Here is a 12,273-nt window from a genome sequence, read left to right on the forward strand (position 1 = left end):
GGTGCGGAGGTCCGCCGCGCCGGCCCGGGCCGGGGGGTCAGCCGCAGGAGACGCCGGCGGTCTGCCAGGTGGCGGCGTCGACCATCTTGGTCGGGGCGAACGCCTCGGCGGGCATCTCCTTGCCGTTCTTGAGCTTGTCGTACATGGTCTGGACGGCGAGTGCGCCGACGTCCTTGCCGTTGATGAAGAGCGCGGCCTTCATGCCGGACGGCTTGCCGGACTTCCAGTCCTTGCAGGCGAGGTAGGCGCCGAGGCCGACGCCGTCGATGTCGTCGGGGCTGACGTTGGCGTTCTGCAGGGCGGTGACGGCGCCCTGGACGTTCTCGTCGTTGCAGCCCCAGACCACCCAGTGCTTGACGCCGGGGTTGGCGGTGACGGTGGCGGCGACCTTGTCCTGGGCGCCGGTGGGAGTGTTGTCGGTGGCGACGTCGATGTTCTGGACGCCCTGGACGGTCGAGTTGAAGGCGGCCTTGGCGGCCTTGACCCGGTCGCCGCAGACCGTGACGTCCTGCTTCCAGGCGGAGATGATCCGGGTGTCGGCCGGGTTCCAGCCGGCCTTCCGGTACTCCTCGGCGGCGCGCTTGCCGACCTCGCCGCCCATCTGCTCGCCGGAGAAGCCGATCCGCGGCACCAGCTGGTCCTTGCCGCAGGAGGCCGGGGCGGGGCCGGTGGTGCAGATCTGGTCGTCGGAGGTGAGCAGCGCGACCTTGCCGTCCTTGGCGGTCTGCACGACCTGCGGGCCGACCGCCGGGTCCGGGACGACGACGATCAGGCCGTTGCTCTTCTGCGCGATCGCGGCCTGCACCTCGCTGACGGTCTTGTTGGCGTCGTTGCCGAGGTTGACCACCTTCAGGTCGACCCCGAGCTCGGCGGCCTTCGCCTTCGCGCCGCCCGCCTCACCGACGAAGTACTCCTGGTCGCCCTGCTTCTGCAGGTACGTGATCGAGACCTTCCCGCTGACCGGGGCGATCGGGGCGGCTCCGGAGGTCGACTCCTGGCCGGTGGAGCAGGCGGTGAGGCCGAGGGCGGCGGTGATGCCGAGCGAGGTGAAGGCGAGCAGGCGGGAACGGGCGGGGGACATGGAGCGGCTCCAGGGTGGCTGAGGGAGGCCGACCGGATGCAACACAACCGATCAGAGTTCACCACTTTCAAACGTGGTGAATCACAGGAAAACCATCGGTTCACCCGCCCGTCAAGAGGCCGCAAACGTTCGAATCGCGGGCGATATCCATCCGTTACAGAGTGGCCTCGCAGAAGTCTCCGGACAATTCACTACCTACGAAATGAGGACCTTTTTACTGAGTACCCGGATCCTTTCCTCGAAGGGTGGATGCGCAGCTCAGTGCCCATCTAGGGTGGAAGGGGCCGCATCGCGCGCCCGCGCGCACGGGCGCGCCCGGAGTAATCCGCTCCGCTCCGCAGAGTGCCGCCGCCAGGCTCAGGACGATTCCACCGGATGCCGATCCGGCCGAGCCCGGGAGTTGTCCGGAAAAATCCGCAGAGCGCCTCGTTGACCGACGCCGACCACCGCCCTACTGTTCGGTTCTGCTCGAGTCCGTTTGTTTGTGAGTACTCACGAAGGGCGCCCACCCATGCGCGGATCCCCCCACGTCCTGGCCGTCTCCCGACGCGCACTCAGAAAGGCGGCCGTCGCCGCCTCCCTCCTGCTGTCCGGCGCGCTCGTCGCGGCCCAGGCAACCGCCCCCGCCCTCGCCGCCCAGGCCCCCGCCCCCGGAACGTCGATCACCGTGGACGGCGGCAAGTCCGGCCGGGTCTTCGACGGCATCGGCGCCGCCTCCGGCGGCGGCGGCAACTCCCGCCTGCTGATCGACTACCCCGAGCCGCAGCGCAGCCAGCTCCTCGACTACCTCTTCAAGCCCGGGTACGGCGCCTCCCTCCAGTCGCTGAAGATCGAGATCGGCGGCGACACCAACTCCACCGACGGCGCGGAGCCCAGCTACCAGCACACCCGGGGCGCGGTCGACTGCAACCAGGGCTACGAGTGGTGGCTGGCCGAGCAGGCCAAGGCCCGCAACCCCGACATCAAGCTCTACGGCCTGGCCTGGGGCGCGCCCGGCTGGATCGGCGTCGACGACCCCGCCAACCCCGCGCCCGGCAAGCCGTACTTCTGGTCCCAGGACATGGTCGACTACCTGATGGGCTGGTTCGGCTGCGCCGCGCAGCACCACCTGCCGATCGACTACCTCGGCGGCTGGAACGAGCGCGAGTACGACGCCGCCTGGTACAAGAAGCTCAAGGCTGCGCTGCTCGCCAACGGCCACGCCGGCACCAAGGTGGTCGGCGCGGACAGCTACGACTGGAACCTCGCCACCGCGATGGCCGCCGACCCGGCGCTGAACTCCGCGATCGACGTCATCGGCATGCACTACCCGTGCGGCTACCTGGGTTCGATGTCCACCTGCAACAGCACGGCGGCCGCACAGTCCCTGGGCAAGCCGATCTGGGCCAGCGAGAGCGGCTCGCAGGACTACAACGCCGGAGCCCCGGCGGTGGCGCGCGCGATCAACCGCGACTACATCGACGGCCGGATGACCTCCTTCATGAACTGGCCGGTCGTCGCCGCGCTCTACCAGAACCTGTTCTTCTCCACCGACGGCCTGTCACTGGCGGCGCAGCCCTGGTCCGGCAACTACTCGGTCGGCCAGACCACTTGGGCCACCGCACACACCACCCAGTTCGCCAAGCCGGGCTGGACGTACCTCGACCCGGCCAGCGGCTACCTCGGCGGCAACCGGGCCAACGGCAGCTACGTCACCCTGAAGTCACCGAACGGCGCCGACTACTCCACCGTGCTCGAGACCATGGACGCCACCGCCGCGCAGACCGTCGCCCTCACGATCACCGGCGGCCTGTCCACCGGCCGGGTGCACGTGTGGTCGACCGACCTGTCGACCACCGACACCTCCGACGACTTCGTCCAGCAGAAGGACGTCCTCCCCTCCCACGGGACGTACACCCTCACCCTGCAGCCCGGCCACATCTACACCGTGACCACCACCACCGGCCAGGGCAAGGGCACCGCCACCGCGCCGGCGGCCGCACCACTGAACCTGCCCTACACGGACGACTTCGACCGGCCGGCCGCGACCACCTCGCCGAAGTACTTCTCCGACATGAACGGCGCCTTCCGGACCGGCCCCTGCGGCGGCGGCCGCACCGGGGCGTGCCTGCGCCAGATGGCCCCCACCTCGCCGATCCGCTGGACCGACGAGCCGAACAACATGCCTTACAGCATCGTGGGCGACACCAGCTGGGTGAACTACACGGTCGGCGCCGACACCCTGTTCGAGCAGCCGGGCTCCACCGAGGTGCTCGGCCGGGTCAACCAGCAGGCCCGCAACAACAACGGCCTGAACGCCTATCACCTGCGGCTCAGTGACACCGGCGCCTGGGAGATCCTGCGCACCGACCTGTCCTGGAACTCCACCACCCTGGCCTCCGGCACCGTCCCCGCGCCCGGTCTGAACGCCTGGCACCACCTCGCCCTCACCATGCAGGGCTCGACGCTGACCGCCGCGATCGACGGGCAGACCGTCGGCACCGCCACCGACCACGCGTTCACCTCCGGTATGGCCGGCCTGGCCGTGACCGGCTACCAGACCCAGCAGTTCGACTCCTTCGCCCTCACCCCCGGCACCGGCGGCGGCCCCTTCACCGGCCCGGTCACCTCCGGCGTCCCCGGCAAGTGCCTCGACGCCGCCGGCGGCTCCACGACCGACGGCACCAAGGCCATGATCCGGACCTGCGACACCGCCGACCCGGCCCAGACCTGGACCTGGGACAACGGCCGGCTCCTGTTCGGCGGCAAGTGCCTGGACGTGGTCGGCCAGGGCACCGTGCCCGGCACCCCGGTCGACCTGTGGACCTGCCACGGCGGCACCAATCAGCAGTGGACCCCGCAGCCCGACGGCAGCCTCAAGGGCGTCCAGTCCGCCCTGTGCCTGGACGACCCCGCCGCCAGCACCACCGACGGCACCCAACTGATCGTCTGGACCTGCAACGGTGGCGCCAACCAGCGCTGGAACCTGCCGTAATCCTCGTCGGGGGGGGGGGGGGGGGGGGGGGGGGGGGGGGCCGCCGGGGGGGGGGGGGGGGCGGGCGCGGGGGGGCGGGGGGGGGGGGCGGCCGCCGCCCCCCCCCCCCCCCCCGCGCCCCCCCCCCCCCCCCACGACACCGGGCATGGCGCTGCACAGGACGAAAGACGAGGTTCTGCCCGACGGCCGTCAACCGGCCGCCGAGTGCCCGACGCGCCCCCGACGTCACCCCGGCCCGCTGACAGGCAGGCGGCCGGCTGGAGGCGGTCGCGGGCGGCGGGACCCGCGGTGACAGGCGAGTTGATAATGGGCTGACGAACCGTCCGGCGCCTGCGACGATCAGCCCCGTGGCCCTGCGCATCGACCGTGTTCTCGCCGACCGCCCGTTCGCCGAGGTCGGCACGCCTCGGGTGGCGGTGGTGGACGAGCGGCGCGGCCTGCTCGCGGTGGCCGGCTACGTCCGGCACGGTCGGCCCGCGCCCATGGCTGTGTACCGCACCTCCGATCTGACGTGCGTCGCGGTGCTGCGCTCGCGGTTTCCCGTCAACGCGCTGGCGTTCCATCCGGAGCTGCCGCTGCTCGCGGTCGGCACCGGCCAGTACGACGGGGGGCTTCTCAACAGGGGTGAACTCCTGTTGCTGGACCTCGAATCCGGGCCGGCCGTGTCGGCGTTCCGCGATCCGAACGGGCGCACCGTGCGCGAGGTGGAGTGGTCGGACGGGCAGTCGCTGCGCCTGTACCTGGAGCCGGTCATGAAGGATTCGCGGGTACCGCAGGTGGAGCACCTGGTGGACCTCCACCGGACCGATTGGCGTGCCTTGGAGGCGCGTTCGGTGCGCGGTGCGGAACTGGGCAACTCGAGGACCCGCCCGCTGGCGGCGCACCGGCCACCGGACCCGGCGGCGGTGCTCGATCGGTACGGCCCCGGGCGCGACCTCAGGAGCCTGGTCCATGAGGTCGAACTGCTGGACGACGGGCGGCTGTTGGCCTCCTTGGACGGCGTGTTGCTGGAGTGCCGGCTGCCGTCCGGCGAGCTGTCCTGGTCGGTCCCGGTGATCGCCTGCGGCGGCATGCAGCTCGCGGTGGCGCCCGACCAGCGGTCGGCGTGGGTGCATGCCGGTCCGTGGCAGGTGTCGGGTGTTCCCGACTCGGTCAGCCGAATCGACCTGTCGAACGGCACCCGGACCGCCCGGGTGCGGCTGTCCGCCCCGGCCGGCCTGCACCTCGGCCCCGACGGGCTCCCGGTCCTCGTTCCGCGCGGCGGCCTCCGGGTCCGGCGCGGTGGCGGGACGCTCACCACCACTTTCCGCGTACCTGAGGGCCCCGGTGGGGAGAGCGGGCGGTGGGTGGGCGCGACGGCCCCTGTCCCGCTGCCCGGCGCGGAGGAACCGTTCGTCTCGGGGTCACCTCCGGTCGGTGAACCGGGGACGTTGCTCGAGCCGGTCTGGGCCCCGCCGCACCCGCTGTTCCCGCTCGCCCTCGCACCCGGCGAGGACCACGACGGCGGCCCGGGCGTGGAACTCCCCGGCGGCGATCTGCTGCAGGCCGGCGCGCGGTGGCGCCGGGAAGGACGCCGCCCCGGCGACTGCTACGTGGCGCGCCGCGACCCGACCGACGGTGCAACGCGCTGGGTGTTCCGCACCGATCGACCGGCCGTCGTCCTCGACACCGACGACACGACCGGGTACGCCGGCTACGAGAACGGCGATCTGCTGGCGCTCTCGCTGGCCGACGGCACCCTGCGCGAGTGGGTCCGCCTCACCCTGCGCGGGGCCCCGCTGGTGCCGACAGCCCTCACCGTCACCGGGCCCGGCCGGTTGCTGGTCGGCACCGAGTGCGGTCGCCTGCTCGACTGCGCCCTCGCCTGACGCACGCCGACCCGCACTCCGATCCCCGGCCCGGCCGGGCGCGGATATCAGGCTGTCGGGGCGAGGAGGGTGTGCAGGGAGCGGTTGTGGTGGCGGAGCCAGGCGCGGTAGGCGGGGTTGATGCTGGCCAGGTCGAGGTAGGCGTGGCAGAGGTCGATCCAGAGGCCGTCGAGCGCGGGGCCGCCGACGGTGTCGGGGCGCCAGGTGAGGAGGAGCCGGACGGCGAGGGGGTCGCCGTGGACGGGGCGCAGGACGGTGCCGGGTCCGGGCGGTGAGGTGGGCTGGCAGGGGCGGACGGCTTCGCCGGAGGCGACGAGTTCGGCGGCGGTGGCGTTGTCGCGGACCTGGACGACGCGCGGGTCGAGTCCGGCCTCGGCGAAGACCCGGCGCAGGGCGGCGTATTCGTGGTCGGCGGTCGGGTCGACCATCCAGGTGTCGTGGGCGAGGTCGGCGAGGGTGACGACCGGCCGGCCGGCGGCGGGGTGGGTCTCGGCGAGGGCGACGAACTGGGGCTCGCGGGCGACCAGCACCCGCTGCTCGGTGCCGGGCGGCACCTGTAGCGGAAAGCCCTCGCTCTCGTGGACGAAGGCGATGTCGAGCTGTTCGACGGCGACCAGGTGGATCAGGGCGATCGCCGAGATGTCGATGTGGATGGTGGTGTCGGTCTCGGGGAGCCGGTCGTGGATGCGGCGCAGCCAGGCGGCGACCGCGCGGCTGCCGACGCTGCCGATCCGCAGTCGGCGGCGGCCCGGTCCGGCGGCTTCGGCGCGGGCGGCGGCGACCAGGGCGTCCATCCCGGTGATCACGGGTCGGGCGCGGGAGAGCACCGAGTGGCCGAGGGCGGTGGGGCGGCTGCCGGTCTGTTCGCGGGTGAACAGCCGTCCGCCGATGGCCCGTTCGATGCGGTGCAGTTGGGTGGTCAGCGACGGCTGGGCCATGCCGAGTCGACGGGCGGCCTTTCGGACGCTGCCGGTGTCCGCGATCGCGCACAGCACCCGCAGGTGTCGGACGTCGAGCTCCATCACGGGAGCATAGCCAGGCGTCCACGGCCTGCCAAGGGCATGTCAAGCTCCGCTCATGGAGCGTCAAATCAAGGGCCCCGCAAGGGTATTGCCCCCGCCTATCGCCGGTTGCCATCTCCGCGCCCCGCCCGCCCTGCCCCAAGCTCGGTGCAACAACTCGTCACCGCGTCCCGGACACGCCCTCCCCACGGCCCCGGGACCCGCGAAATGGAGTCCCCACATGAACCGCTCCATGACCGTGCTCGCCGCCGCCCTCGGACTGGTCCTCGCGGCCGGCACCGCCGCCGTGCCCGCCGCCGCGGCCACCACCACCCAGGGCTACACCCCGTCCGCGGGCATCGCCGCCAAGTCCTCCGAGGACGCCAACAACAAGGCGTTCTACGAGGCAGTGATGAAGTCGGCCCGGGCCAAGCAGGCCGCCAACCCCTACCTGATGGCCGTCACCGTCACCTACGACGCCAGCTCGGCCCCGACCTTCCGCACCGTCATATCCCAGGCCGCGCAGATCTGGAACTCCTCGGTCAGCAACGTCCAGCTCCGCTCCGGCACCAACGCCGACTTCCGCTACTACGAGGGCAACGACTCCCGCGGCTCCTACGCCTCCACCGACGGCCACGGCAGCGGCTACATCTTCCTCGACTACGCGCAGAACCGGCAGTACAGCTCGGTGCGCGTCACCGCCCACGAGACCGGCCACGTGCTCGGCCTGCCCGACCACTACTCCGGCCCGTGCAGCGAGCTGATGTCCGGCGGCGGCCCCGGCACCTCGTGCACCAACCCGTACCCGAACGCCACCGAGCGCAGCCGCGTCAACAGCCTCTGGCAGTACGGCCTCGCCGCGGCCGGCTGACCCCGCCCGTCCGCGACGCACACGCCGCCCGGCGGGGCCGTACAGCCCCGCCGGGCGGCGCGCCGCGCCGGGTTCAGTGCAGCGGACCGGGGTGGCTGAAGCGCCCGGCCCGGCGGTGGATGCGGTGCTCGCGCTGCCGCCGGCGGGGTGCGGGCAGCGCGGCCACGGGGGTGACGGGGCGGGAGAAGAACCACCGCTTGACGCCTTCGATCAGCACCAGATAGGTGACCACCATCCCGGCCAGGGCCAGGAAGAAGGCCGGCGGGAGGGGAGTGAAGCCGAGCGTCGCGGCGGCCGGCGAGAACGGCAGCGCCACGCCCACCGCCACCACCCCCAGCGAGGCCACCAGCAGCGGAATGCTCGGGCGGCTCCGCAGGAACGGGATCCGCCGGGTGCGGATGGCGAAGATCACCAGGGTCTGGGTGGCGAGGGACTCCACGAACCAGCCGGAGCGGAACAGCGCCGCGTCCGCGTGGAACACACCGAGCATCACCCAGAACGTCAGGAAGTCGAAGAGCGAGCTGGCCGGACCGAACCACAGCATGAAGCGGCGGATGAACGAGATGTCCCAGTGCGCGGGCGCGCGCAGCTGCTCCTCGTCGACCCGGTCGGTGGGGATGGTGAGCTGGCCGGTGTCGTAGAGCAGGTTGTTGAGCAGGATCTGCGAGGGCAGCATCGGCAGGAACGACAGCGCCAGCGAGGCCCCGGCCGCGCTGAACATGTTGCCGAAGTTGCTGGACGTCCCCATCAGCACGTACTTGATGGTGTTGGCGAAGATCCGCCTGCCCTCGGCGACCCCCTCGGCGAGCACCCCCAGGTCCTTCTTCAGCAGGACGGCGTCCGCGGCGTCCTTGGCCACGTCGGTGGCGCTGTCCACCGAGATGCCGATGTCGGCGGCATGCAGCGCCAGCGCGTCGTTGACGCCGTCGCCGAGGAAGCCCACCGACCGGCCGCTGCCGCGCAGCGCGCGCACCACCCGGGCCTTGTCCTCCGGAGACACCCGGGCGAACACGGTGGCGTCTGCGGCGGCCGCGGCCAGCCGCTCGTCGTCCAGGGCGCCGATGTCCCGGCCGGTGAGCGTGGCGCCGGCGGGCAGGCCCAGGTCGGCGCAGACCTTCTCGGCCACGACCGGGTTGTCGCCGGTGCAGATCTTGACGGTGATGCCGAGGCCGGCGAGGCGGCGCAGCGACTCCGCAGCATCCTGCTTGGGCGGGTCGCGGAAGACCAGGAACCCGGCCAGCCGCAGCCCGGTCTCGTCGGCCCCCGTGATCGTGCGCAGCTCCCCGGCCGGCCTGGCGGCCACCGCCACGACCCGGTCACCGGCGGCGAACAGCCCGTCCAGGACGGGCGCGGCCGTCGCGGGGACGTCCACGCACCTGGCCAGCACCTGCTCCGGCGCGCCCTTGGTGACGAGCACCGGGCTGCCGTCGGGCCGCCGGACGAGGGCGGAGGAGAGCTGGCGCTCGTGGTCGAAGGGGAGGGCGGCGAGCCGCCGGTGCCCGGCTGCCAGCCGGGCGGCTCCGGGGGCCTGCCACAGCGCGGTGTCCAGCGGGTTGTCCCCCAGGTGGTCGCCGTCGAGGTCCCCCTCGGTGGCGAGCAGGCCGAGCAGCAGCACCTCGTCGCGGGCGGTCCCGGCCGGATCGAGGGCGCTCTCGAAGGTGATCCGGCCCTCGGTGAGGGTGCCGGTCTTGTCGGTCACCAGGACGTCCAGGTCGCCGAGGTCCTCGATGCACACCAGGCGCTTGACCAGGACGTCCCGGGCCGCGAGGCGGCGGGAGCCGGCCGCCAGGCTGGTGCTGACCACGGCCGGCAGCAGCTGCGGGGTGATCCCGACGGCGATCGCCAGCGAGAACAGCAGCGCTTCCAGCAGCGGCCGGTGCAGCACCGTGTTGACCACGAAGATGCCGGTGGTGAGGACCGCGGCGACCCTCAGCAGGAGCATCGAGAAACGGCGCAGGCCCACCTGGAACGCCGTCTCCGGCTGCCGTTCGCCGAGGCCGAGCGCGATCCGCCCGAACGCGGCGCGGCCGCCGGTGGCGACGACCGCCCCCGTGCCGCTTCCCGCGTGCACCACCGTGCCCATCAGCGCACACGACGACAGCTCCGCCAGCTCGGCCCCCTCCTCCACCCGCGCCAGGCCCTTGGCCACCGGCGCGGACTCGCCCGTGAGAACGCCCTCGTCGCACTGCAGCCCGGTGCACTCCAGCAACCGGACATCGGCCGGGACGATCTGGCCGAGCGCCAGCCGGACCACGTCGCCGGGTACCAGAGCGGTGACGTCCACGTCCTGCTCGTGGCCGTCGCGCAGGACGACCGCGGTGTGCCGCACCCGGGAGTGCAGCGCCTGGGCGGCCCGCTCGGCCCGGTACTCGTTGGTGAAGCCCAGCACGACGCTCAGCAGCAGGATGACGCCGATGACCACCGCATCGGTGCGCTCACCGAAGAAGAAGGACACCAGCGCGGCGGCCAGCAGCAGGAGCAGCAGGGCGCTGCGCAGCTGGCGGCCGAGCACCGCCAGGGCCTTGACCTGGTGTGTGCGCACCGCGTTGGGGCCGCCCGCCGCGAGCCGGCGTTCGGCCTCGGCCCCGGTCAGGCCGGCCGGGGTGGCGGCCAGCCGGCTCAGCACCTGCGCGACGTCCTGGGCGGCGGCCTCGCCGACGGGCACCCCGGCCGCCCCCGCGGACCGGTCGGCGGCGGGGCCGGGCCGCGCCGCGGACGGGCGGAGCTCCCGCCGAGTTCCGGACCCGGTCACGAGGCCGCGCCGGACGGGCCATCGGCGGCTGCGGCCTGCCACAGGGCGGCCCGGGACGGATCCCGGTCGTCCGCCGCGACCACGAGGCGCGGCCTCCCTGTGCCGTTCATCCTGTCCACGTCCTTCTCCTCGGTGGGTGGTGCCTGGAGCGCGGGCAGGCCGCGCAGGTCGAACACGAGACGGGCACCGACCTTGCCGTCCGGGACTCGTGCTGCCACCATTCCACCGCCCCGGACCGGCGTGCGCTGGGGCCTGCCGGGGCAACAAGCGAAGCCGAAGGTCCTGCGGACGGCGGGGCCACCGCCGCGCTCCGCCGGCGCCGCGCCGACACCGGGACGTCCGAGGTACGCCTCCGCGCATCCCGGGACCTTGGGCCCCGCCCGCGGCGCCCGGCAGGCCCTGGAACCCCGGGCCGTCCTCGGCGAGGCTGGTACCCGATCCCGAGCGGTGACGCCGGGGCTTGTCGAATGACGGAGAGCAGGACACTTCCATGAGCAGGTACATCCTGGCCGGCACCGACGGCTCGGCCGAGAGCATCGCGGCGGCGCGGTGGGCGGCCGACGAAGCGGTGCGCCAAGGCCACGCGCTGCGCATCGTCCACGCCTGGACCTTCGAGGACGACATCCACGCCGCCCCCGGCCAGCCGGCGGAAGTACGGGCCCTGACCGAACGAATGCTCGCCGACGCCGCCGAGCAGGTGCGCGCGACGCACCCCGGGCTGGAGGTGCGCACCGGTCTCCTGACGGACGACGCACCCGTCGCGTCGTTGGTCGCCGCCGCCGCCGCCGCCGAGTCCGAGCTGCTCGTGCTCGGCTCGCTGGGCCTCGGCGGCTTCGAGGGCCTGCTGGTGGGCTCGATCGGCCTCGGGGTCGCGGCCCGGTGCGAGGTGCCCGTGGTCCTGGTCCGGGCCGAGCGGGCGGACGGCGCCGGCCGCAGGGCCGAGGTGGTCCTCGCCGTCGACACCCGGGAGCCGGCGGCCGAGGTCGTCGACTTCGCCTTCCAGCAGGCCGCCGCCCGCGGCGCCGTGCTGCGCGCCGTCCACGGCTGGACCCCGCCGCCGGTGTGGGGCTACGCGGGCTGGGTGACGCCGCAGTTCGAGACCGAGCAGTTCCGCGCCCTGGAAGCCGGGCTGCTCCGCGAGGCGCTCGGCGCGTGGCGCGCCAAGTACCCGGACGTCGAGGTGGTCGAGGACAGCCGGATCGGCAGCGGCGCCGGCGCGGTGGTGGACGCCTCCGGCGATGCCGCGCTCGTGGTGGTCGGCCGCCGGCGCCGCCACCGCCTCGGCGCCCACCTCGGCCCGGTCGCCCACGCGGTGATCCACCACGCCCAGGCGCCGGTCGCGGTCGTCCCGCACAACTGATCCCGGCCCGGACGCGAGAGCCCCGGTGCCGCCACCCGCTTCGTGCGGGTCGCGGTGCCGGGGCTCGGTCCGTTGCGGGTCACTGCGGCGAGGCTGTGGTGACGGTCCTGGTCCGTTCTTCCGCCGCGGTCGGTGGCCCGGACGCGAGAGCCCCGGTGTCGCCACCCGCTTCGTGCGGGTCGCGGTACCGGGGCTCGGTCCGTTGCGGGTCACTGCGGCGAGGCTGTGGTGACCGTCCTGGTCGGTTCTTCCGCTGCGGGCGGCGGCCCGGACGCGAGAGCCCCGGTGTCGCCACCCGCTTCGTGCGGGTCGCGGTACCGGGGCTCGGTCCGTTGCGGGTCACTGCGGCGAGGCTGTGGTGTCCGT

Annotated in this window: 8 protein-coding genes; 4 read left to right on the plus strand and 4 right to left on the minus strand. The window is 73.3% G+C overall.

Translation table 11 applies throughout. The features are described 5' to 3' along the window. Positions 1-37 precede the first annotated feature (37 nt). Positions 38-1,081 (minus strand): substrate-binding domain-containing protein, encoded by a 1,044-nt coding sequence (locus tag ACIHEI_RS35410; protein WP_396609662.1) that lies wholly within the window; start codon positions 1,079-1,081, stop codon positions 38-40. Positions 1,082-1,592: 511 nt separating this feature from the next. Here ACIHEI_RS35410 and ACIHEI_RS35415 point away from each other — a divergent pair. Together ACIHEI_RS35415 and ACIHEI_RS35420 are read left to right on the plus strand one after the other, a co-directional pair. Beyond that, a complete protein-coding gene (locus tag ACIHEI_RS35415) occupies positions 1,593-4,055 on the plus strand; it encodes a ricin-type beta-trefoil lectin domain protein (RefSeq protein WP_396609663.1) in 2,463 nt (820 codons plus the stop codon). A 347-nt stretch (positions 4,056-4,402) separates the two neighbouring features. Beyond that, positions 4,403-5,923 (plus strand): hypothetical protein, encoded by a 1,521-nt coding sequence (locus ACIHEI_RS35420; RefSeq protein WP_396609664.1) that lies wholly within the window; start codon positions 4,403-4,405, stop codon positions 5,921-5,923. Between the two features lie 47 nt (positions 5,924-5,970). On the opposite strand, the gene ACIHEI_RS35425 is transcribed toward ACIHEI_RS35420, so the two are convergent. Further along, positions 5,971-6,945: a LysR family transcriptional regulator gene (locus ACIHEI_RS35425; RefSeq protein ID WP_387642625.1), complete on the minus strand. Its 975-nt coding sequence runs from the start codon at positions 6,943-6,945 to the stop codon at positions 5,971-5,973. 220 nt (positions 6,946-7,165) lie between these two features. On the opposite strand from ACIHEI_RS35425, the gene snpA reads away from it, so the two are divergent. Further along, positions 7,166-7,795 (plus strand): snapalysin, encoded by a 630-nt coding sequence (gene snpA, locus ACIHEI_RS35430; protein ID WP_392956989.1) that lies wholly within the window; start codon positions 7,166-7,168, stop codon positions 7,793-7,795. Between the two features lie 73 nt (positions 7,796-7,868). Here the strand turns inward: snpA and mgtA are convergent, their stop codons facing one another. Together mgtA and ACIHEI_RS35440 are read right to left on the minus strand one after the other, a co-directional pair. Beyond that, positions 7,869-10,547, minus strand: coding sequence for a magnesium-translocating P-type ATPase (gene mgtA, locus ACIHEI_RS35435; protein WP_396609665.1), 2,679 nt, complete (start codon positions 10,545-10,547; stop codon positions 7,869-7,871). Further along, positions 10,544-10,768, minus strand: coding sequence for a hypothetical protein (locus tag ACIHEI_RS35440; protein ID WP_396609666.1), 225 nt, complete (start codon positions 10,766-10,768; stop codon positions 10,544-10,546). The genes mgtA and ACIHEI_RS35440 overlap by 4 nt, the downstream gene beginning before the upstream one ends. A 269-nt stretch (positions 10,769-11,037) precedes the next feature. On the opposite strand from ACIHEI_RS35440, the gene ACIHEI_RS35445 reads away from it, so the two are divergent. Then, positions 11,038-11,907 carry a universal stress protein gene (locus ACIHEI_RS35445; RefSeq protein ID WP_396609667.1) on the plus strand — a complete coding sequence of 290 codons (870 nt, stop codon included), beginning with the start codon at positions 11,038-11,040 and terminating at the stop codon, positions 11,905-11,907. Positions 11,908-12,273: the final 366 nt, after the last annotated feature.

This window comes from Kitasatospora sp. NPDC051984, assembly GCF_044593455.1.
GTDB lineage: Bacteria > Actinomycetota > Actinomycetes > Streptomycetales > Streptomycetaceae > Kitasatospora.